Annotated in this window: 23 protein-coding genes; 5 read left to right on the top strand and 18 right to left on the bottom strand. The window is 44.9% G+C overall.

What is annotated here, in order from left to right; all coding sequences use genetic code 11:
• Positions 1-105 precede the first annotated feature (105 nt).
• The 3 genes from KNP03_RS12440 (at position 106) to KNP03_RS12430 (ending at position 3,180) form a co-directional block, all read left to right on the top strand.
• A complete protein-coding gene (locus KNP03_RS12440; protein WP_214829703.1) occupies positions 106-1,602 on the top strand; it encodes a phytoene desaturase family protein in 1,497 nt (498 codons plus the stop codon).
• 114 nt (positions 1,603-1,716) lie between these two features.
• Positions 1,717-2,442, top strand: a complete 726-nt coding sequence (locus tag KNP03_RS12435) for a hypothetical protein (protein WP_214829701.1) — start codon at positions 1,717-1,719, stop codon at positions 2,440-2,442.
• A 9-nt stretch (positions 2,443-2,451) separates the two neighbouring features.
• Positions 2,452-3,180 carry an ATP-binding cassette domain-containing protein gene (locus KNP03_RS12430; RefSeq protein WP_214829699.1) on the top strand — a complete coding sequence of 243 codons (729 nt, stop codon included), beginning with the start codon at positions 2,452-2,454 and terminating at the stop codon, positions 3,178-3,180.
• Positions 3,181-3,321: 141 nt separating this feature from the next.
• On the opposite strand, the gene KNP03_RS12425 is transcribed toward KNP03_RS12430, so the two are convergent.
• The 8 genes from KNP03_RS12425 to KNP03_RS12390 form a co-directional block, all read right to left on the bottom strand.
• Positions 3,322-3,807: a hypothetical protein gene (locus KNP03_RS12425; protein WP_214829697.1), complete on the bottom strand. Its 486-nt coding sequence runs from the start codon at positions 3,805-3,807 to the stop codon at positions 3,322-3,324.
• A 33-nt stretch (positions 3,808-3,840) separates the two neighbouring features.
• Positions 3,841-4,314, bottom strand: coding sequence for a DMT family transporter (locus KNP03_RS12420; RefSeq protein ID WP_214829695.1), 474 nt, complete (start codon positions 4,312-4,314; stop codon positions 3,841-3,843).
• A gap of 12 nt (positions 4,315-4,326) precedes the next feature.
• Positions 4,327-4,986, bottom strand: coding sequence for a Crp/Fnr family transcriptional regulator (locus tag KNP03_RS12415; RefSeq protein ID WP_214829694.1), 660 nt, complete (start codon positions 4,984-4,986; stop codon positions 4,327-4,329).
• Positions 4,987-4,997: 11 nt separating this feature from the next.
• Entirely contained in the window at positions 4,998-5,423 is a 426-nt protein-coding gene (locus tag KNP03_RS12410; RefSeq protein WP_214829692.1) for a DMT family transporter, read from the bottom strand.
• Between the two features lie 76 nt (positions 5,424-5,499).
• Complete coding sequence (locus tag KNP03_RS12405; RefSeq protein WP_214829689.1) at positions 5,500-5,967, bottom strand: hypothetical protein; 468 nt, start codon at positions 5,965-5,967, stop codon at positions 5,500-5,502.
• 30 nt (positions 5,968-5,997) lie between these two features.
• Positions 5,998-6,459, bottom strand: coding sequence for a hypothetical protein (locus KNP03_RS12400; protein WP_214829688.1), 462 nt, complete (start codon positions 6,457-6,459; stop codon positions 5,998-6,000).
• Between the two features lie 91 nt (positions 6,460-6,550).
• Complete coding sequence (locus tag KNP03_RS12395) at positions 6,551-7,597, bottom strand: flavin monoamine oxidase family protein (RefSeq protein ID WP_214829686.1); 1,047 nt, start codon at positions 7,595-7,597, stop codon at positions 6,551-6,553.
• A 5-nt stretch (positions 7,598-7,602) separates the two neighbouring features.
• Positions 7,603-8,346 (bottom strand): nucleotidyltransferase domain-containing protein, encoded by a 744-nt coding sequence (locus KNP03_RS12390; RefSeq protein WP_214829684.1) that lies wholly within the window; start codon positions 8,344-8,346, stop codon positions 7,603-7,605.
• A gap of 120 nt (positions 8,347-8,466) precedes the next feature.
• On the opposite strand from KNP03_RS12390, the gene KNP03_RS12385 reads away from it, so the two are divergent.
• On the top strand, positions 8,467-8,697 hold the full coding sequence (locus KNP03_RS12385) for a hypothetical protein (protein WP_214829682.1): 231 nt from the start codon (positions 8,467-8,469) through the stop codon (positions 8,695-8,697).
• A gap of 17 nt (positions 8,698-8,714) precedes the next feature.
• Here the strand turns inward: KNP03_RS12385 and KNP03_RS12380 are convergent, their stop codons facing one another.
• Complete coding sequence (locus KNP03_RS12380; protein ID WP_214829680.1) at positions 8,715-9,407, bottom strand: DUF3841 domain-containing protein; 693 nt, start codon at positions 9,405-9,407, stop codon at positions 8,715-8,717.
• A 77-nt stretch (positions 9,408-9,484) separates the two neighbouring features.
• The gene (locus KNP03_RS12375; protein WP_214829678.1) at positions 9,485-9,907 is read right to left on the bottom strand and encodes an Lrp/AsnC family transcriptional regulator; all 423 of its coding nucleotides are present in this window, start codon (positions 9,905-9,907) and stop codon (positions 9,485-9,487) included.
• Positions 9,908-10,059: 152 nt separating this feature from the next.
• Here KNP03_RS12375 and KNP03_RS12370 point away from each other — a divergent pair, with 152 nt between their 5' ends.
• The gene (locus tag KNP03_RS12370) at positions 10,060-10,635 is read left to right on the top strand and encodes a cysteine hydrolase family protein (protein ID WP_214829810.1); all 576 of its coding nucleotides are present in this window, start codon (positions 10,060-10,062) and stop codon (positions 10,633-10,635) included.
• A 47-nt stretch (positions 10,636-10,682) separates the two neighbouring features.
• Here the strand turns inward: KNP03_RS12370 and KNP03_RS12365 are convergent, their stop codons facing one another.
• The 8 genes from KNP03_RS12365 to groES form a co-directional block, all read right to left on the bottom strand.
• Positions 10,683-11,582 (bottom strand): DUF5655 domain-containing protein, encoded by a 900-nt coding sequence (locus KNP03_RS12365; protein WP_214829676.1) that lies wholly within the window; start codon positions 11,580-11,582, stop codon positions 10,683-10,685.
• An 11-nt stretch (positions 11,583-11,593) separates the two neighbouring features.
• Positions 11,594-13,744: an ATP-binding domain-containing protein gene (locus KNP03_RS12360; RefSeq protein WP_214829674.1), complete on the bottom strand. Its 2,151-nt coding sequence runs from the start codon at positions 13,742-13,744 to the stop codon at positions 11,594-11,596.
• A 181-nt stretch (positions 13,745-13,925) separates the two neighbouring features.
• The gene (locus KNP03_RS12355) at positions 13,926-15,362 is read right to left on the bottom strand and encodes a tripartite tricarboxylate transporter permease (RefSeq protein WP_214829672.1); all 1,437 of its coding nucleotides are present in this window, start codon (positions 15,360-15,362) and stop codon (positions 13,926-13,928) included.
• 2 nt (positions 15,363-15,364) lie between these two features.
• Positions 15,365-16,405 (bottom strand): OB-fold nucleic acid binding domain-containing protein, encoded by a 1,041-nt coding sequence (locus tag KNP03_RS12350; protein ID WP_214829670.1) that lies wholly within the window; start codon positions 16,403-16,405, stop codon positions 15,365-15,367.
• A 260-nt stretch (positions 16,406-16,665) separates the two neighbouring features.
• Positions 16,666-17,010 (bottom strand): hypothetical protein, encoded by a 345-nt coding sequence (locus tag KNP03_RS12345; protein WP_214829668.1) that lies wholly within the window; start codon positions 17,008-17,010, stop codon positions 16,666-16,668.
• A 190-nt stretch (positions 17,011-17,200) separates the two neighbouring features.
• Positions 17,201-18,487, bottom strand: a complete 1,287-nt coding sequence (locus KNP03_RS12340) for a competence protein CoiA family protein (protein WP_214829666.1) — start codon at positions 18,485-18,487, stop codon at positions 17,201-17,203.
• Between the two features lie 701 nt (positions 18,488-19,188).
• Positions 19,189-20,823, bottom strand: coding sequence for a chaperonin GroEL (gene groL / locus KNP03_RS12335; RefSeq protein ID WP_214829664.1), 1,635 nt, complete (start codon positions 20,821-20,823; stop codon positions 19,189-19,191).
• Between the two features lie 38 nt (positions 20,824-20,861).
• The gene (groES, locus tag KNP03_RS12330) at positions 20,862-21,146 is read right to left on the bottom strand and encodes a co-chaperone GroES (protein WP_214829662.1); all 285 of its coding nucleotides are present in this window, start codon (positions 21,144-21,146) and stop codon (positions 20,862-20,864) included.
• Positions 21,147-21,259 lie beyond the last annotated feature (113 nt).

The raw sequence follows: 21,259 nt of genomic DNA, 5'->3' as shown, positions 1-21,259 counted from the left end.
TGGATTTATTGAATGCGTAAAAATGTGTTCGATTCACCGTCTTAAGGGAATAAAACGAGTAGCTTTCATCCTTAACCCAACACATTTTTGAAAGGCGGCGGATCTATGCAAAAAATTGAGAAATCGGTCATCGTGATCGGAGGAGGTCTGGGCGGGTTATCCGCGGCCATCTCGCTCGCACAAAAAGGATATGACGTCTCCCTCTATGAAAAGAACAAGCATCTCGGCGGGAAAGTGAACCGCCTTGAGAAAGACGGTTTCGGTTTTGACCTCGGCCCTTCCATTTTGACGATGCCGCATATCTTCGACAAACTATTCCGGGGCAGTGGCAAACGGATGGAGGACTATGTGCCGATCAAACGTCTGGAACTCGAGTGGCGCTCTTTCTTCCCCGACGGCACGACGCTCGACCTCTATCACGACCTCGAACAGATGCACCGTGCCAACCCGACGCTGTCGAAACAAGACATGAAGGAATATCGTGAACTCCTGAAATATGCCGAACGCATCTATAAGACGACAGAAAAAGGATACTTAAACGAAGGATTCGAATCCCCTTTAGGCGCCGTCCTACAAACGGGCATCCTTCCGACACTGTTTGGATTTGATTTGACGTCCACGATGTATAGCGCCATCAACAAACGAATCTCGAACCCGCACCTCCGGGACATGCTGTCGTATTACGTGAAATATGTCGGTTCTTCCCCTTACAGTGCCCCGGCCGTCCTCAACATGATGATTTACATGCAATACGCGCAAGGATGCTGGTACGTGGAAGGCGGCACGCACAAACTCGCGGAAGGATTGACGAAGCTCGCGGAAGAGATCGGTGTCCAGTTCCATACCGGAGAAGGTGTCGTCCGTGTGCATACCGTGAACAAAAACATCACAGCGATCGAACTTTCAGACGGGCGTCTCCGCTCGGCCGATTACTTCGTCTCAAACATGGAAGTGATCCCGTTTTATCAGAAGATGGTCGACGCGGACGAACGGTATGTCGAGAAGCTGGTGAAAAAGTATGAACCGGCCAGTTCCGGCTTCGTCCTGCATCTCGGTGTGAAGAAATCCTATCCGCAGCTCGCGCATCATAACTTCTTCTTCTCGGAAAACTTGCATGAGCAGATGGACAAGGTGTTCGAGAAGCATGAGCTACCGGACGACCCGACAATTTATCTGGTCAACGTCAACAAGACGGACCCGACACAGGCACCGCCCGGCTATGAGAACATTAAAATCTTACCGCATATCCCGTATATTCAGGACGAACCGTTCACCGAGGACGAGTATGCCGCGTTTGAAGAGCGGGTGCTCGACAAGCTGGAACGGATGGGACTGGATGGTTTACGCGAACATACGGTAACGCGGGATGTATGGACGCCACACGACATTGAACGGACGTATGGTTCCGACCGCGGAGCGATTTACGGGACCGTCTCCGACAAGAAGCGAAACGGTGGCTTCAAGCATAAGAAACAGAGCGAGCTGTACGACAACCTCTACTTCGTTGGAGGGACCGTCAATCCAGGCGGCGGCATGCCGATGGTGACGCTGAGCGGTCAGCAAGTGAGCGACAAGATTGCAAAGCGGGACAAAGTGAAATGATTTTCTTTCATCCCTCATTCGATATGAGGGATTATTTTTTTGAAACTTTTTCCAATCACCTTCCGTATATTGTGCTACGATACAAACAATCAAACATACAAACGGAGGAACAGGATGCATCAAATCACAAGTTATTTATTTATGTATGCCAAAGTGGTCGTCACGGATAAAGTTCCATTCTTTTGGACACTCGGAATTCCACTCGTCATCGCTTTGACGACACCATTATCAGGTGTTCATCAAGCGACACCTGCAGAATATTACGGACAAATCGCTTATTTTTGGGTATACATTGTCCTTGCTACATATGTGAATGGTGTCGGTATCGAACTCGCTCGCATGCGCGAATATGGACTGATGAAAACGTACGTGATGATTTCCGGGAACAAACTGACGTATGTCATCGCCGTCATCTTAGCACAGCTCTTATTCGCATCCATCAGCCTGCTTTTATTCACAACGGTCGTCACGCTCGTACATGGCTTCTTCTCGTTCAAGTTGATTGCAACGTCTTTACTCGTATTGATCGGGAGTATCCCGTTCGCAGTTGCCAGTGTCGCCGTCACGGCACTTCCAGTGAAGGTATCGAGTCTCGGGACGTTCGCGAACATTCTGATGTTTCCGCTCTTCATATTAGCGACAAAATCACCCGATCAATGGTTCAGCTTCCTCAACCCGTTCTATACACTCCATGAATTCGCGCTCGGATTGCTGCATCTGACGACTCAAGTCGAACTCTCGTTTGGAGTATGGGCGACATTCCTTGCCGTACTCGGTTACTTCATCATCGGTGCGATTGCGTTGAAACGCTTCAGTCTCGTCTCACTCATCACACGCTAGGAGGTTCTTATGCACGTAAACCAACTCACTTATCGCTATCCGAAAGCGACACGTCCTGTACTCGATGACGTCTCGTTCACGCTACAACCAAATAAACTGAACGTCTTAATCGGACTGAACGGTGCCGGGAAGACGACACTGTTTGATTGTATGACGGGTACCCTTCCCGTTGACAAAGCGTCACTCGACCTCGTTCCGACGACGGACATGCTGTATTTGACACAACTCATGTATAACCATCATGAGTTGACAGGCAAGGACTTCGCCTATTTCATCGGACGTCTGTCGCAGCGCCCCGACTTCAAGAAACTCGAATCGTACATGAATAACCTTTCAACCTCTCGCGAACAAGAACTGTTCGAACATCTATGGACGATGAAGCTCGGGAAGATGTCGGTTGGGGAGAAGAAATGGCTCTTCGTGACACTATTATCTTCAATCAAACGATCTCTTTATTTATTTGATGAGCCGACGAGCGGAGTCGACCCGGCGTCCCGCATTCAAATCATGCGCCGCCTACAACGACTCGTCGACGAGGGCAAGACGTGTCTCATTTCGACGCATCAACTACACGACTTGGCTCAACTCGATGCCCACGTCATCTTCCTGCACGGTGGACGTATTTTATATGAAGGTGACTTCCAAGACTGGCTCGACGAGTCTGGAACGACCGACCCGGACGAAGCATTCGTTCGAATGGTCGACACGCCGCTTGACGATGTGGCGGTGACACGATGAATGACTCGTTTTGGGAACGACACCGCTTTAAATTTTATACGATTGGCATGGTCATCTGCGGCTACTTGATTGCGATGTTCTCATGAAAAAACCAGCTCCGGACACGTTTCCGGAGCTGGTTTTATATCGGGTACAGACTCTTCAGTCGGTCTGTTCACGCAAGGCGTCACGGCAAGCCCGTCGTAACTCACGATGTGACACGTGTTCCGGATCGACTTGAGCCAGTTCGCGTTGTACCGACATGTACCAAATGACAAGCGGGATGAACCAAATCAAACTGAAACCCACCAGTTCCAAAACCGAGTCCGTAAAGAATCTTGAGATGAAGGTGAAACTGGCCAGTGAGCCAAACATCGTCAATACAATCGTGAACTCACGACTTACGAGCTGTTGATATTGTGGATCCTTGTTGAATGTGCTCAACAGCTTCATCCGTTGCCACGATTGATACAATGTAGGCAGCTGCGTCACCAAAAAGGCCATTGCCATTGTGGTCACAGTAACTCCTTGGATCACCGTAGCGGTCAGAACAACGAAAAGACCTGCGATTCCGAAAATGAAACCTGTGCTTCTCGCATCGAGATCGCGCTCGACCATTTGTTGTAATCGTTCATGCTTTTCAACCATCCGCCTTCCCCCTGACTCATCTGTTCGTTTTTCTTAGCTCGCGCGTTCAGCCGGCGTGCGTACGTTTTGTCCGTTCCCGCTCAACTGAAACACGAGTACGCCCCCGACAATCAAGACGATTCCGAGTACCGTCTTCCCCGTGAACGGAACGGCCTCGAGACCGAACCAGCCGAGCGTATCCCAAAGTAAGGCAAACAAAATCTGCGACACCATCACAATCGAGATGGCGTAGCTCGGACCGAGCCGCTCAACGCCTTGCGTGACACTCATGACGACCCCAATCCCAAGGATACCACTGAACCAATACCATGCCTCCATCTCATCGACACGGAAAAGGTTCATCCCTTCACTGAATAACCCGAGTAATAGCGATGCCAAAAAACCGAGCCCGAGAACGAGTGTCGTCGTCGCCCACGCACCGACACGCTTTTTGACGTTCGCATTAAAGGTGTTTTGCACACAGACGAGCATCCCGCCGGTGACAGCGAGTACCATCCCAATCACCATCCGACTCGCCCCCTATTCATAAATACTTTCCCCGACAACTTCAAGCAATCCTTCCCGGTCCACAATCGTAATGCGCCGTCGGTCCCGCTCGATGTATCCCTTTTCGACGAAGCGTCGTAACGTCCGATTGACGTGTCGATAGCTCGTCCCGATCAGATCTGCAATATCATTCAAATCATCGACTGTCGAGCCAAGCGATGGGTCGTCCGGTGTCATCGACAGCACGTAACTCGCGAGTCGTACCTCGACCGGATAAAACAAGTTGAAGCTGAGCGACTGCGATTTCAACTCGAACTTCCGCGTGATTTCTTCAAGCAGATAGTGGAGCCAAGGAACCGCATCGGTCGCATGCCGTGCCAAGTCATCAAATCGAATGACGAGCATTTCGACGTCCGTGACCGCCTCGACCGTGTTCAAATAAGGCGTCCGCCTGACGTACTCGATATCCCCGATCAAATCGAGCGGATATTTGAACGACAGGACGAGCCGTTTCCCCGACACCGATGTATGGGAGACCCGAATCTTCCCTTTCACATGAAAGCGGAGATGCCCCGCCTCATCCCCTTGCGCACAAATGACGTCTCCGGGTGAGAAATGTTCGAGTCGAAGGAAATCGATCGCTTGTTCAGGTAACACATCGAGCTGAAACTGTTCGAGATAGTTCGTAACCACGGACTTGCCTCCTACCATTTTAAAATCACCACCCCGGCAACCATCATCAAGACACCGATGAGCTGTGGTACGCTTAACTGACGGCGTACCATCCCGAACCAACCACGCCAATCGATGAGGAGGGCAAGGGTCAACTGGGCGATGAGGAACAAAGAAATCGTCAAGGTGACACCGAGCGCGTGGACGGCGGTCATGTTGCTGAACAAGATGAGTGCCGCGAACGCCCCGCCGGACAAATAGAGCGGCTGCACATGTCGCATCTCGATATACGTCCGGTCCCGTAGCATCAACATGATGAGTAGCGCAACGACAAATCCGGTGAACTGCGTCAGGGTTGCCGCCTGCCACGTCCCGATATGTGAACTGATCCGTGCGTTGGCGACACTTTGAAGCGTGAGAAAAAAACCGCCACTGATGGCGAATACGACTCCCTTCATCTCGACATCCCCTTTCGTTCTTTCTAGTGAACAATAACGAAGAAAGGATCGAAAGGACCGATGTCCTGAAACAGCGTCAACTCACCCGGCGTTCTATTTCCGCCTGTCTAACCATTTTGTCCGTCACATGGTCTGCATCCACTTTTCGAACGGCCCGGTTCACCTTCCGGGTAAGCAGTTCTCCGCTCCCCATGATCAAAAGAACGACGCCTACCAAGTTCGTCAGCGTGATCCACTCTTCCTGATAGGCGAGAACCAGACCGATAAGCGTGACAAATCCGATCCATTGCAATCCAAATCCGGCGTGGACCAGACGGCAATATCGTGTATCCTCGTTGAAACTGAGAAGCAGTTTGGTTTTGCGCCACTCCGCACAAAGCCTCGGAAAGAACATCACGACGAGGACCAGTGCCAGATTCGACATGTCCTGGTAAGCAAGGACGGCGGCAATCACGAGACTCGTGACAAATCCCCAGTAACGCCAATACCAGTCACGGTTCGCTTGAGAGCGCAATTGTTTGATTCGTTGTTCTTTTCCAATCATATGATTGTCCCCTTCTTCTAAATCCGATCTTTAAAATGAAAAGCGGTTGCGTTGAATCTCCCGACGTGTCGGTTGATGTTCATCCAACTGACGTAACTGACCGTCAAGTCTTCTTTGCGTCCACAAAATATAAACACCAGCTCCTATGTACAACATCTGCGTGCTCCATGACCCCGGCATGAAACGCATCGTGAGTGGAAACAACAATGCGATGAGAACGATAAACAGTGTATCCAGCCGATATTGCAGCAGGACGATTCGTTTCACCCGTTCGTTCTCCGTCAGTTCTTTCAAAACATGCGCTTCTTGCATCAAATAGTGGTGCAACAGGAATAGCGTGATCCCGATGGCCATCACGCCAACGCCTACCGGTACCACTTCCTGCAACAACAGGTAAATCGAAAGACCCGCCAAAACCCCGAGCGCGATCCGTTTGAATAGCCATTGTTCTTTCATGGTCGTTACTTGGTCCAACCGTTCTTGTTTATTCATCTTCGTCACCTCTTTATCAATATACGCTAAAAAAGTAGAATAAGTTCCGTTTTTTTACAAATTAAAAAGGAGGGAAACAGTCCCTCCTCTCTCATATCGCATGATTTGTCAGTTCGTCTACAATCCGTTCCGCCGAGCGCAGCGCCCCTTCAATGTGCCCGCCAAACTGGGCATCTGTCTCGGAACCAATCAAATGGAGACGATCCCCCAAATCGATCGGTCCATACGTCGGAAACGCCGTGAGCGGGAGTTTGTCCGCTTCCGTCGCTGTATCGGCATCATTTGCCCAGTCGACAAAATAGAATTGGAGGAACGTGTTCGCTTGCGCTCCATACAGTTTCTCCAGCTGTTCAAAGACACGCGTCTTGATTTGCCCTTCCCCTAGTGCTTCCCGTTCATACGATGGCATCTGAAAAAATCCGAACAGCGCTCCGCGCCCATCCATCGGGGAAGCGTCATGAATTTCCTGAAGCGGTCCGACCCAGCTCATCCCAAACCCGGACAGGCCATCCGCCCGCCAGAACGGGTGCTTGTAGACAATCAACGCTTTTGCCTGAGACGCCATCCATGTCGGCGTCGTCTGCAGGGATCTCATCACGTTCGATGCGAGTGGCGGCTCGATTTGAATGTTCGGGACGAGGCGTGGCGGAAGTGCCAAAATAACCGCATCGGTTGTGAACGGTGCATTCCGATTGAAGGTTAGCGTGACGCGGTCTTCTTCTTTTTGGATCGACGTAAGACGCTGCCCGAGTCGTACCGTCCCTTCCGGTAACGTACGATGCAGTGCTTCGGCGAGTTTCGTCATCCCGCCTTTGATTCGACGGGACACGACAATGCTCTCGTCCGGTAACGTGTGCCGTTCCGGTGCGGTCGTCGTCTGACGCTCCAGCATCATGTCCCCTGTCGTATATTGAAGGATCGTCTCGAGCCCCAATTCTTCGACAAGTCGTGACATCGTCCGTTCCGTATCCGGCCAATACCACGTCGGACCGAGGTCGAATCCATCAATCGAGAGAATTCGTCCTCCAATCCGGTCACGTGCCTCAAAGACGGTGACGTCAACTCCTTTTCTTTGAAGGAGGTGTGCCGCATAGAGTCCGCTCACCCCCGCTCCGATGATTGTGACTTGTTTTGTCATCGTGATCACGTCCAATCGATTTCGTTCAACACTTCTAATAGTTCGCGATTTGTCATTTCCTCACGGTATATGAGCTCTTCTAAACGATGAATCCGATCATCTTTCGGGAAATAGAGGCGCAGGATTTCCATTTGTTCTTCAATGGTCATGGCAAAACTTTCATCTCGGGCGTTGATGGTGAGATACCATGCCCGAATGACCCGTTTCACCATCGAACGCTTTTCGATGTATGAGATTGTTCCGCTCTTTAGCTGTTCCCGCACGGCAACGAGTCGAATCGGAAAATCCTGATTTAACGCCTGACTCACGTGCACATCCGGCTTCATGAGGGGGAAGCGGGTGGATAAATCTTCTCCATAAATACAGGTGCAAAGATGCCGGAGCCAAAAGCCCCACTCAAACCGCTTGTTTGGATCGAGCGCTGTATCAACCCTTCCGATATCGTAATCGATTTTGATCACTTCCCGATGTTCCTTCAACAACCGCTCCGTCTGTTCCATCAATTCAGTTGTATCAACATCCTCGTGAACGAGCACGGTCAAATCCAAGTCCGATCGACCGACGACAGCCGTTCCCCGCCCGATGCTTCCGTATAGATAGACACTATGCAGGTTATCCCCGAACACTCCGTTCAGGAGGTTGATGGTTTTGCTGAGGACTGATTTGAAATCAGGTTGTATGGAGTCTCGGGAGGTCGGATTGATGACATAACCTGCTTGGTCTGTTCCAAGTCGGGTCGGTTGTTTCATATTGAATCCTCCTCTTCTCTCATTAGCTTAACGAATAATGGATGAATGACGCTACCATCGCCCTATTTCTTTCTGGATTGTTTTGGAAGTATAATGAAAAAGGATGAAGGAGGAATAGTGATGAATCAAGTGTCAATTCTTGAACTACTCGTAGCGCTTTTACCATTACTTCTAATGCTAATCGTACCAATCATCTTGATTTGGTGGATTGTTCGGGTGGTTCGCCGTCATGAGGCGCGAGCGACGGAACAACTCCAGCTCGAACGTCAAAATGCAGAACAATTCCAAGTTTTGATTGAACGACTCGACCGCATCGAACAACAATTAGATCCAAATGCAAAACGCAGCTGACTTAGGTTCGCTGCGTTTTACATTACATCTCCCTTCATATGTAACGGAAATGATTCAGACTGATTCGATTGATTGTTCCACTGGAACGGTTTGGAACGGATAAGGCCGAGTTTATATCCGATACGCCATCCGATTCCACAAACAGCATGCCACCAACCCTCTTTGCGGTCGACAAACGGCATGACGGCGCGAACCTGGCTCAAATCAATTCGGTGAACGACATGTTGATAGACCAGTTCGACATTCGGTTGGTCCACGACGGAAGCTTCGCACCATGCTTTATCAAAGATTCGATTCCATGATTGACGAATAATTTCCGGAGGCGGCATCTCATCCGAATCATATTCTTCCAAGGTTTCATACAATGGAAAATCCCCTAACACATGGTGCCAATAAGAAAACTCCGAAGCGAGAACCTCTTCGTCCGGAATCTCGACGGTCAATACCACACCTTTATTGCCTTGCCCCACATGTCCCCCTCTCCCAAGGTCAGGGAACTCATCCCAGCACCAAATCGGGTAATTTCCATTCATTGAAATGCCAATTCGTTCCTCGTATTGCTCGACCATCCAGTCATATGCAGGTTTAAAGTTATCATAAACGGGATCGGTAAATAGGGCATGTTCACCTGTCGCAATCAACTCCCCTTTCTCCAATGCCACTTTCCAAGCCTCTTCACGTTGATAAGTATAGTAAATCCCCAAATTCATTCAGCCCTTTCATTCATGTCTCCCAACAGCTTACAAAAAACATTGGAAGGAGGCTGTTAAAAAAGTTTGTGAGGTTTTTATACGATTGGCTTAAAGGGAACGGGAGAGGATAGGTTGATGAGAGATGACGGCTGTCCGTAAGCCATCGATGCATCGATGAACGCCTCGAGAGTGCGGACATTCTCCGTGACGATTTTCACGAGATAACTGTATTGACCCGCAAGACGGTGACACTCGACGACACTCCCATGATCTTTACAAAATTCGCGGAACGCCTCACATCGATGTGTGTCATACAGAATAAACGCGGTCACTTGTTTGTCCATTTTTTCAGGATTGATGATTGCGCGATAACCTGTAATGACACCCCGTTCCTCCAACCGCTTCAAGCGTTCGTTCGCGGCAGGCGTCGATAACCCGATTCGCTTCCCGAGGTCCGTGACAGAAATTCGAGCATTTTCCTGCATAATTCCGATGATATGCCGATCGATTTCGTCCATTGCAAAGTCTCCTTTTAAAAGTAAGGTATAGAAATAAAAATACAGTCTTTTTAAAAGCATGATTCATAAACTTCCATCAATTTCTTATGTATTAAGCCAACTAATCTTTCTAAACTAAAGATAACTTTTTGATAGGGGGAAATCGAGTGAAAATTACACAAGTTATCCCATTACTCGTCATCGATGTACAAAAAGCATTTCATGATCCGAGTTGGGGAGAACGGAACAACCCGATGTGCGAAACAAATATCGCCCGCTTAATTCATGTATGGGAACAGCTGAACCAACCGATTATTTATGTGCAGCATATTTCCACACAGACAAATTCTTTATTCCATTTTCAAAAGGAAGGTCATGTATTTCAGGATTTCATTGAACCTCGGGAACAGGATTGGATTGTGACAAAGAGCGTGAACAGCGCCTTCATCGGCACCGATTTACAAAAGATTTTGGAGGAGCAGAGAGCCGAATCGGTCGTCGTCACCGGATTGACGACCAATCACTGTGTCGAGACGACGACACGGATGGCAGGAAACTTAGGGTTCAATCCGATTCTCGTGTCTGACGCGACGGCAACATTCGATCGTCAATTATTGAGCGGACAATGGATTCCGGCCGAAGTTATCCATAACGTGACCCTCGCCAATTTGAATGAGGAGTTTGCGAAGATTCAAACGACTGAAGAAGTGATTTTAATGATGAACGAACAAGAAGTACGGTCTCTGTGACGAGATCGTACTTCTTTCTTCTGTAGTCATTTTTTCGAATGCTTTCATCAATTGGCTTCATAACTTACTTGAATATGGGGTTTTGCTTTTTCAAAGTCATCCGAAGTATAAATGACAATCTCTAAATCTCCGGTTCCGAAATGACCAATTCCGCGCATATCACGTGTAAATCCTTGTTCGAGCACCACTGTGTCAGGATCCACTTTTACATACATCAAAATCTTCTGAGTGCTCGGGTGAAATTCAACACAAGCAAAATTTTTAATACGTTTATATGCAATATAATGCTTTGTCACATTCTCTTGAACATCATCCCCAAGAGACATCAGATAAGTAACCACCGAATCGAAGAGATCTTTTGATTCTCGAGTGGCTTGCTTTAAATAATCACTCACAGTTTTACTTGTATTCCCAATCTCTGCAGTTCCGACGACCGGTTTTGCTGTCGTCGCATTCACCAGATCAAGTAATAGCAGCCCCGTATCGTAATATTTATATTGATATAACTCGATATTTCGATTGATCTGTTTCACAGCATGCTGATCATATTTTGTAAATCCACCTGCAATACAGACAAGACGAGGGTTACTCCAATCAATCATGTTAGAGATTTCTTTTCCATATTGATTCAATATGGATAACTCAAATTCTGCTTGGTGATCTAAGAGCCAATCTAAGTAATATAGACCTTGATTAATAACGTTCTCGTTCGTTGAGCGCTTATATTCTATGATTACCGGGGAATTATTTTCATCTAACCCGAGCGTATCGATTCGTCCCCCATGTGTTCTTCCGGTACTATACTCGGATGCGACAAAACGAATCCCTAACAACTGTTCTAAATTTCGTTCAAATAGTTGCTGTAGTGATTTTTCGATGGTCATGGATTGACCATGCAATTCTTCTGTTTGATGTTCTGACACTCGAAATAATTTTAAATCGCCCATATTGATCCCCTTTACACTTCTAAGAAGTGATTAGCTAGTAGTAATGAATATTCCTCTTTTGTATGTAACACTACCTCGTGTAACGCTCGTGTTAGTGAAACGTACAAACGTCGTGCCTCCTCTGGTCTGTCTGGATAATGCGTTTGATCGACATCCATAAGCAGAACCGCATCAAATTCCATTCCTCGCAAATAGTCGATTGTCGAGATGACAATTTCTTCTCCAACTTTAGTCGTCTCCGATTGAATCAGCTGTGTGGGAAGTTGAAGTTTGTGATGTAGGAATGTTGCTCGCTCCATCGTCGAAGTGACAATGCATATCGAATATTGTTCACGCCGCCAACGCGCCAACACCTCTTTTAATTCGCGACTTTTTTTCGTTCTTAAAAATTCGACCGGCTTCCCACTACGGTTAAACGGATCAATCCATGATGTGTCGTGCCCTGCATCACGGAGTAATTCTTTCGCTAAGTCGACAATTGGCTTCGCTGTTCGGAACGTTTTCGTTAAATACTCAACTTTCCATTCCGACTTCCCGTACGTTTCAATTGGTTTCCAAGACTTCGTTTCTAAGCTTTGGTAACTTTGCAGTGTATCGCCAAACACGGTCATTCCGTGACAAACTTTCTCGAGTACCATCAAATCGACTGGACGAAGCGTCTGTGCTTCATCTATGAATAAGTGACTCCACTTTTTAGGATAACCATTCGTTTCATAGTGAAGGTATAACCAGAAAAACAAATCAATTTTTGATGGTGTTTTGAATCGATGCCAGGCATCTAGCACACTTTCATCAATGTCCACTTTTAAGTGGTCTAACATCAAGGGGTTTTTTAACATTTTCCAAACCATAGACGCATCAATGAGTAAAATATTACTCCAAAACGTAAGAAATTCTTCCCTCTCCGCTTTTTCTGCAGCTATTCGATTCTCAACATTTTCCCTCATCAATTCAGTCAAACCGCCCCGACTATCCGCATTTAAAAACTTCGTCCATATTGCAACATCACGAATGTATTCTTCCTCATATGCTTGCCTGTTTATAATATCAATTCGTTCAAATTCACTCCTAATCTCTTGAATAACTCGTTTCCTTTTCTCAGGAAAAGTTCCTTGTCCAAATACCCACATATCATATGCTCTTTGATGCAATTCATTCAGTTCATCAAGGGGATTATAGCTCTTTAATGTTTCACAAATATCTTCATTCCATTCGACTAATGCTTCGTCAGTCCATTTAAGAAGCGTATTTGATTCATACAATGGCAGTAATTCTTTTCGCCCCTCTTGATTTAAGTATTTTTTACTCAAGTGGATTGCATAATCGTCAAACGTCATTGTCGAAACCGATTTAATTTGTAGATGATCTGCATCCTTCAGTAGTTGATGGATCGTCGCCTCATTCGGTGCCAAATATAGCATGTTACGACGGATATCTTGATACTGTAGATAAGACATGCGATGAAGTGCCGTCAAAGATTTCCCCGTTCCAGCTGCTCCTTGAACAATCATATATGTATTGACCGGCGCTTGAATGATATGGTTCTGCTCCGCCTGTCGTGTCGCGATGAACCCGTCAATCGAGCGGTCTTTTTGCTTTTTCGTCAGTTCTTTCTCCATGAAAGTAGTTGGTTTGACGTCTGGTTCAGGTTTCTTAAATGTCGATTTGATTTGTTCGGTGAATCGCTGTGTAAATTTCTTCGCCCGACCTGATGAGGCTTTCTGATGGTTCGCATTGACGACCCGTCGATGTCTCCGGTCTAATTCCAGTTGTGTCACCCCAACAATATTTCCACCCTGTGTCTCAATGACTTCTCCATTGAACATTGAGGCTCTCATCGCCATCTCACTTCGCCAGTCAAGAACCAACGGGATATCGGGTGATTTTGGATGTGCCACCCCAAACTTCCCGACAGGATAGGACTCCTCTTCCCCTTCATAATCAATGTGAAAAGTAAATGCATACAGTTCTCTCAACGTATCTTCGTATTGTCGACGCTCTTGAGTATTATCACTACGACGCGAATGACCTCTCATGTCAATCATTTCATAATCACTTGACTCAAGACCCGGATTTTCTTTTGGTGAATCCCCATATAAATGAGATTCAATAACCGAACAAAAATCATCTAAACGTTTTTGTTCTCGGTCTACTACTTTCACAAACTATTCCTCCCCCTATCACTTCATATACTTATTTTACCAGAAATGAGAGGGGTGATTCCTATTCTTCTTGATGAATGTTTTGAATTTGAATGATTATTTATAATGAGTTATAAATTTAATTACAACACTTTAACATGAACGAAAAGCCCATAGTGACAGACTTGTTTTTAACAGCTCGCTATCTTTTCATCCAAACTCTCTTAATTAGTACACTCAAAATGTACATCAAGCTGGAAACTCCTAATGAACTCAATAAGTACAGAGCCATTTTTGTAACATCTAATTCTTCGTAATACTTAATTTTTGCTTCAAGATGTAAGTAAGATACGATATTAGCTTGATGACCTGAATAAAATAGCATCACAGGAACTAAAAAGAATCCCATCGCTTGCGCCCGACGTACATGTAATAATGGAGGAAGTAACCCTAAATAGGCACCTCCCATTAAAATGACAATACCCCAACTACCAAGTGTTAAATAAATGAATAACACTAGAAAGATTAATACTGCTAGGTTCAGTTCTTTGAAGTCCAGTTTTGAAATTGCATACGCGATGTACATGCTGTAGTGTTGCATGACTGTCATTGCCACAAATCCAGAAATCACTATTCCAATGATCACTGCGACTAATGCGAATAAGGGAAATGTTCCATCAAACAGTTGAGACATCGCAACCGATGCTCCACTACGCGTCTTTTCAATAAAGTAAAGAGCCGCAATCCCAAAGAGTGTGTCAGATGTATTGATTGCACTTGTCGTCACAATGTAACTGTAGGTCGAGGTATCCCGTTTCTTATTTTTCCCCAAATAATTTTCAATCATTAGTAGTAATGTCGCTGCGTTCGCAGCACCCAATCCAGGCAACAGTCCAACTGCCATTCCAGCACCCGTACCTCGAACTGAACTACTTAATACTCCAAATGAACTCATGGGAAGTTCCGTACTATTTTTTTGTTCAGGAAAATCACCTGTCCTTTCAAATAAAGACAGAATCAATCCACTCACCCCAAAAATTCCTGCAAGCGCAGGAAACAGACCATTGAATGCCGCCCCCGTGCTCGGGACCAGTGGAGATCCCAAGACGATTATTCCGAATAAACCGCTTAACATGAATATCAACAAAGCCCAAATTTTTCGTGCTTCACTTAGAATGAGAATTAGGGAGGTAGTCAGCAAAATCCAAAACAAGTAAGGTCTGATATATGCATCTACTGCTCCAAGTAAATCAATCCCTCTTGATTGCATAATTAACACGATAATCAAAATCACAACACCTATCTGAACTCCATTCCAACTCCCTTTGATGGAAAGATTTAATGCCTCAATCCCCCTACCCTCTCTAACCATCCGATGACCTGGTAACAAAGCAAACACCTCATCATTCGGAACGCCTAAAAATAAACTTGGTATATAGTCAAAAAAGGCGTGTGTCACCGCAACCGATGCGATATATACTGCAATACTTGTTCCATCCATCCCATATCCATATAAAACTGTAGAAAGACTGACCATAATCGCAGCGATTGTATTGACATGTATACCTGGGATTAGACCGGTTATAACTCCGGTCATAATTCCAGCAATGATTGAAAATAGGATCACTATGACTTCCATGTCTACTCCTTAATCTCATTGACAATAAGTGAAATCTCACCATCGTATTCATCCACTGTCGCTTCAATGTAATATTCTTGATCAACCGTCATCATTTTAAGGTCACGATCCGACCAGTTTCCTTCAAATAGAATCGCATTTACGATAGCGGTGTCTTGTTGAACGTTAAATCGGAGATGTTCTTTACCCGACTGACTTGTATAAATCTCAAATCCATCAAAATATACGGGTCCGATGGATACTTCTTCTCCGAGGTAACGATTTATATTAGATAATTTGATGTATACCTCATCTTGATTTAACGACTCATCAATTACCAAGTCCGAGCCTTCAATATCATCAAAGACCTCATATACAATTAACGACCACTCATCAAATTCTTTTTTAGGTTCGGCAATTAAATAGAGATCTTTTGACGTATTGAGAACTCTTCGATCTTCTTCAGACCACAATCCTTCGAACATAATTGCTTCCACTTCTAAATCCCCATCACTTACGATAAAGCTTAAGTGTGTTTTTTCTGCTTGACTCGTGAAACTATAAACATTGTGTATTTCATCCACCTTCACTATTACTCTCTCATCTCGATAGTCATCAATCTTATGAAGTGGTGTCTGAACCACCCCGATTTCATCTAGACTTCTCTTGATGAACTGAATCGAGTCTTTCGAAAATGGTTGAAGTTGATATCGATTTTTATAAGTGGATAAGATACCTTGCGCTTGAATTTGATCACCAATTTGAAAATCTTTATTCAGACGTCCAAAACTGGGAAAAACAGAGATGGCAACTTCATTGTTCTCTTCCTGCAGCGTAAACATTAATATGCCTTCCTTCGAAATATATGTACGTTTGATGACGCCAATCACTTTTACGGGTTCTCCAACTTTTAACTGTGAAAGTTCATTCAAACTAGACACTGGAACATGATCAGCGAGTACATCAATTGAAGCGTTTTTATAACTTAACCATCCAGACGTACCTAAAAATAAAAACAGAATTAGTATAATAATTAACTGATAGGAACGATTCCGATTACTCATGTGTCCTCCTAAGAACGAATGGTTTTCTAAAGTCCAAGTGTTTTCAAACAAAACTGAGACAGACCTTGCTTTATTGTTGATTCAACATAAAAATCGATACTCCTTGCATAGCTTTTCACCAGCGGCTCCCTTTCTCCGCAATATTCATATAGGCTGAACTGAAAAAGCTGCAGCATGCCATTGCTCTCTTTTCTTAAGCGAAACGTTTTGTGAAAAGAAATGAGCATCGTGTCCTATTTGGACGATGCTCATTTCGATAATCAATATTGGCATAATTCATTATACGTTGCTTCACTAACCTCGTCGTTCCCATATTCACAAAAATACTCATATGCATCTTCACGACTATCTCGATACTCTGTTAAGTTAAAGATTTCTTCTTCCAACTCTTCGTTTCTCTCTCGGAGATGCTCTAACTCTTCAACCATTTCTAGATACTCTTGATATTGCTCTTCCTCGTATTCAAACGCTTCTGCTCGTCCTTCCATCCCACGCTCTGCTTCTTCAGCAGCATGATCCGCATTGGTTCCAAATTTATCAATTCCATCGCAACCACTTAGCAAAAAGACAGTTGCTATCATAACTATAGATATTCTTCGTCTCATATTCTGCTGCTCCTTTTAGCACATCATTCTACGTGAAAGATGACCTACACTCGTTCTATAAGTAAGAACAAGTGCATTGTCCTTTTGCCAATATCATCATATTCTTGTAGCAACGTCTATCAGGCCATCTGAATCCCGTAGACTTGCGTTACAGTATCGAGCAATTAGGCTATTAAGGTGTTTTATAGTTTTATATATTTTTTACAACATATGTTCTATTTCGCTGCCCGCCCGTTGACGAAAGTTCAATTATATTTTCTTCGGCCAATTGATCGAGACAAGCACAGACGTCTGAGTAAATTTTGTAGCGTCCTGTATTGTATGACTCATTTGAAGCACCATTAAGTACTAGATAGTCTGCTACATCGTCAGCATTTATCAATCTTAACCTACCAGTTTTGATATATTCTAAAATTGCCGTTCGAAAATGGTTTTTTGTTAGTAAATTCTTTGAGCTTACTTGGCGTTTTGACGAATCGTAACGCTTGTTTAGTAATTCAGTTCTATTTGCGTCTGCGATTTCTTTTTGTTTTGCCAAATGTTCTTTTTTCTTCTGCTCCAATTCTTGTAAAAATGAATTCCTTAGCTGCATTTCGATTTTCGGATCGCTTAGCTGTAAGGTTTTAGTAGTCAGCATGGCAGTAGATAGGCTTATTTCATATCCTCCATTTAAGGCAAATGCTCGGAATGGACTTTTTTGCTCATCTTCAATAAAGCGTCGAACAGAGAATTGGATACGATCTTCTTTAGATTGAATGTAGTAAAGGCTTCGAACCTTATAAGAATTCGGAGTATTTTGATGATGGTAATCGAATAGTTCGAATAAGGATTGATCACTCTTTGTTTCATTCAATAAGGTTTCCCACATTAAATCTTCAGGAGTCTTCATTGCAAGATTTAATTCAGCTTCCCAAAGATGGATCACATGACGACCTAAATCAATCGACTGTTCTGTATTTTCAATGAACCAAATCGGTATAAGTCCCTTTTCTTTAAAGTATGTATTCCGTTTAATAATTTGACTAGCCAATCTTTCATCTCGATTTTTTGTCACATTTGTAAGCACCGTAATCGCAATTTCTTTTTCCACATTCTTTACGATAATATCAGGATAGTAACGCCACTTTTCAGTAGCTTTTGCTACAAAACCGTATTCAACTTCGAGTTCTTTATTTAATTTTTGTTGAGCTTTTAATTCATCATGAATAAAGTTTTTTATAACTGAATGCTGTTTTGACTCTCTTTCAACCTGTTTATGATATTTTTCGCTTTCAATGGAGGGTTCACATGACTCGGAATGCCGATGAGCGAAGTGTTGTATTCGATTATTTCCAGACTTTAAATTCAGTGTTTCATTACAATATGGGCAGCTAAATGCTCCTTTAGCCGAACTTTTTTTCAGTTCACTAATTTCTCTCTTTCCATCTAATAATACTGATAAAGTTATATTCTTTCCTTCATACATCGCTTCTTGCAAAATCAATCCCTCCTACTATAACGGTTTTAAAATACATTATATTACTTTTCCGTTTTATCAATACCATTATATAACACATAAAACACTTTAAGACTATAATCCGTAGTGAAGAAGAATTCTTAACTAACTTTGCCACTTATTAATCCGAGTGTTAGTAATCAATAACGACAAGAACCATCCACCAGCTTCGCTGATGAATGGTTCTTGTAAATGCGTATGACTTAAATCATGCCGCTCATGCATTGTACTTTATTCTGCCGGAACTTCTCACCTTAAAATCCTCTTTCCTTTTATCTCGAAATAAGGAAGGACAAAATAAAAGTTATGAAGTGAAGCTCTTATATTCTTTATTTGACTTCTTATAGAATAACGCAGCAACGAATAGTTGTATCAACGTTATCATGATAGAAAATTGAAATGGTGGTGCAGTATAAAGAAAATACAAAGTACTTGGTAATAAGGTTAAAGCACTTATGACCATCACAATCCAAGATCGTTTAAAAATAGCGTATATTATTAAAATAGCTGAAACTAAAAGTAGAGGATAGAAAAGATTAACACTGAATAATATTTTACCTAATAACTCATACATCAAGCTTTCGCGCTCCTTCCAGCTATCTTTTCGATAAAAATCTAAGTTTCGTTATGAGAAGTTCATATATAAAGAGAGCCCCTCATAAGTAAAGGGACTCTCTAAAGTATTACATCATACCGCCCATTCCACCCATGCCGCCCATGTCAGGCATTGCAGGAGCGTCTTTTTCTGGCTTGTCTGCGATGACAGCCTCTGTTGTGAGGAACATCGCTGAAACAGATGCTGCGTTTTGGAGTGCTGAACGCGTCACTTTCGCCGGATCGACGATACCGTGTGCAATCATGTCGACGTATTCGCCAGTCGCCGCGTTGTATCCGATGCCGACTGCTTCGTTCTTAAGCTTCTCAACGATGACCGAGCCTTCTTCACCCGCGTTTTCCGCGATTTGACGGACCGGTGCTTCGAGTGCACGAAGAACAAGTTTGACACCTGTCGCTTCATCCGCTGTCACTTCTGCAAGGAGCGCACGAACGGCTGGGATCACGTTGATGAGTGATGTCCCACCACCCGCAACGATTCCTTCTTCAACTGCCGCACGTGTCGCGTTGAGTGCGTCTTCGATGCGGAGTTTACGCTCTTTGAGCTCTGTCTCCGTCGCTGCACCGACTTTAACGACGGCTACGCCACCAGCGAGTTTCGCGAGACGCTCTTGGAGTTTTTCACGGTCGAAGTCAGACGTTGTCTCTTCGATTTGGTTGCGGATTGTTTGAACGCGTGCTTTGATCGCGTCTTCGTTTCCTGCGCCTTCGACGACAGTCGTTGTGTCTTTTGTGACGACGACTTTCGATGCGCGACCGAGCATGTCGAGTGATGCTGATTTAAGATCGAGACCGAGGTCTTCTGTGATGACCTGACCACCAGTGAGTGTCGCGAGGTCTTCGAGCATCGCTTTACGACGGTCACCGAATCCTGGAGCTTTGACCGCAACCGCGTTGAACGTTCCACGGAGCTTGTTCAAGACGAGTGTTGCGAGTGCATCACCTTCGATGTCTTCTGCGACGATCAAGATCGGTTTCCCTTGTTGCACGACTTGCTCGAGCACTGGGATGATTTCTTGAATGTTTGAAATCTTCTTGTCTGTGATCAAGATGTACGGGTTGTCGAGTGCCGCTTCCATCTTGTCAGAGTCTGAGATCATGTATGGTGAAAGGTAGCCACGGTCGAACTGCATCCCTTCAACGACGTCGAGTTCTGTCGTGAAGCCGCGTGATTCTTCGATTGTGATGACACCGTCGTTGCCGACGCGCTCCATCGCCTCTGCGATCAATTCACCGACTTCTTCGTCCGCTGCCGAGATGGCCGCAACTTGTGCGATTGCTTCTTTTGATTCGATTGGTTTTGAAATCGACTTCAACTCATCGAGCGCGCGTGTGACCGCTTTGTCGATTCCTTTACGAAGGATCATCGGGTTTGCGCCCGCTGTGACGTTTTTGAGCCCTTCACGGATCATCGCTTGTGCGAGGACTGTCGCTGTTGTCGTACCGTCCCCCGCGACTTCGTTCGTTTTCGACGCGACTTCCGCGACGAGTTTCGCGCCCATGTTTTCGAAGCGGTCTTCAAGTTCGATTTCTTTCGCGATTGTCACGCCGTCATTTGTGATGAGCGGTGAACCGAATTTCTTCTCGAGGACGACGTTACGTCCTTTTGGTCCAATCGTTACTTTTACTGCGTCAGCCAGTGCGTCGACCCCGCGAAGCATTGCGTGACGTGCGTCTTCTGAGAATTTGATATCTTTTGCCATCGTTCATTTCCCCCTAAAAAGTTTTTGAATAATGGTGATTAGCCTACGATTGCGAGAATGTCGCTCTCGCGAACGATTAAGTATTCTTTTCCATCATGCTTCACTTCGGTACCTGCGTACTTCGAGTAGATGACCAAATCATTTTCTTTCACGTCGAGAGCGATGCGCTCGCCTTGGTCTGTCACGCGGCCCGTACCGACTGCGACGACTTTCCCTTGCTGCGGCTTTTCTTTTGCCGTATCAGGAAGCACGATGCCTCCGATCGTCTTTTCTTCTTTCTCCACGACTTCGATGATGACACGATCGCCTAATGGTTTTAACATGGAAAAACCCTCCTCCGAATATGAATGATGTAATGTGTATCGTAAGGTTTTAGCACTCATCAAAAAGGAGTGCTAACACTGATTAGTGTAGTATGCGACGATTAAAAAATCAA

This window comes from Exiguobacterium algae, from assembly GCF_018617875.1.
GTDB classification, from domain to species: domain Bacteria; phylum Bacillota; class Bacilli; order Exiguobacteriales; family Exiguobacteriaceae; genus Exiguobacterium; species Exiguobacterium algae.
The sequence above is the reverse complement of the archived record's forward strand: the minus strand, read 5'-3'. Positions and strand labels throughout refer to the sequence as shown.

Bases quoted from the DNA above. Each gene is read 5' to 3' on its own strand.
- KNP03_RS12350 (WP_214829670.1), bottom strand. From the start codon at position 16,405: ATGAGTAATCGGAATCGTTCCTATCAGTTAATTATTATACTAATTCTG.
- KNP03_RS12400 (WP_214829688.1), bottom strand. From the start codon at position 6,459: ATGAATAAACAAGAACGGTTGGACCAAGTAACGACCATGAAAGAACAA.
- KNP03_RS12390 (WP_214829684.1), bottom strand. From the start codon at position 8,346: ATGAAACAACCGACCCGACTTGGAACAGACCAAGCAGGTTATGTCATC.
- KNP03_RS12425 (WP_214829697.1), bottom strand. From the start codon at position 3,807: ATGGTTGAAAAGCATGAACGATTACAACAAATGGTCGAGCGCGATCTC.
- KNP03_RS12345 (WP_214829668.1), bottom strand. From the start codon at position 17,010: ATGAGACGAAGAATATCTATAGTTATGATAGCAACTGTCTTTTTGCTA.
- KNP03_RS12365 (WP_214829676.1), bottom strand. From the start codon at position 11,582: ATGGGCGATTTAAAATTATTTCGAGTGTCAGAACATCAAACAGAAGAA.
- KNP03_RS12420 (WP_214829695.1), bottom strand. From the start codon at position 4,314: ATGGTGATTGGGATGGTACTCGCTGTCACCGGCGGGATGCTCGTCTGT.
- KNP03_RS12385 (WP_214829682.1), top strand. From the start codon at position 8,467: ATGAATCAAGTGTCAATTCTTGAACTACTCGTAGCGCTTTTACCATTA.
- KNP03_RS12355 (WP_214829672.1), bottom strand. From the start codon at position 15,362: ATGGAAGTCATAGTGATCCTATTTTCAATCATTGCTGGAATTATGACC.
- KNP03_RS12440 (WP_214829703.1), top strand. From the start codon at position 106: ATGCAAAAAATTGAGAAATCGGTCATCGTGATCGGAGGAGGTCTGGGC.
- KNP03_RS12405 (WP_214829689.1), bottom strand. From the start codon at position 5,967: ATGATTGGAAAAGAACAACGAATCAAACAATTGCGCTCTCAAGCGAAC.
- KNP03_RS12395 (WP_214829686.1), bottom strand. From the start codon at position 7,597: ATGACAAAACAAGTCACAATCATCGGAGCGGGGGTGAGCGGACTCTAT.
- KNP03_RS12375 (WP_214829678.1), bottom strand. From the start codon at position 9,907: ATGGACGAAATCGATCGGCATATCATCGGAATTATGCAGGAAAATGCT.
- KNP03_RS12410 (WP_214829692.1), bottom strand. From the start codon at position 5,423: ATGAAGGGAGTCGTATTCGCCATCAGTGGCGGTTTTTTTCTCACGCTT.
- groES (WP_214829662.1), bottom strand. From the start codon at position 21,146: ATGTTAAAACCATTAGGCGATCGTGTCATCATCGAAGTCGTGGAGAAA.
- KNP03_RS12380 (WP_214829680.1), bottom strand. From the start codon at position 9,407: ATGAATTTGGGGATTTACTATACTTATCAACGTGAAGAGGCTTGGAAA.
- KNP03_RS12430 (WP_214829699.1), top strand. From the start codon at position 2,452: ATGCACGTAAACCAACTCACTTATCGCTATCCGAAAGCGACACGTCCT.
- groL (WP_214829664.1), bottom strand. From the start codon at position 20,823: ATGGCAAAAGATATCAAATTCTCAGAAGACGCACGTCACGCAATGCTT.
- KNP03_RS12435 (WP_214829701.1), top strand. From the start codon at position 1,717: ATGCATCAAATCACAAGTTATTTATTTATGTATGCCAAAGTGGTCGTC.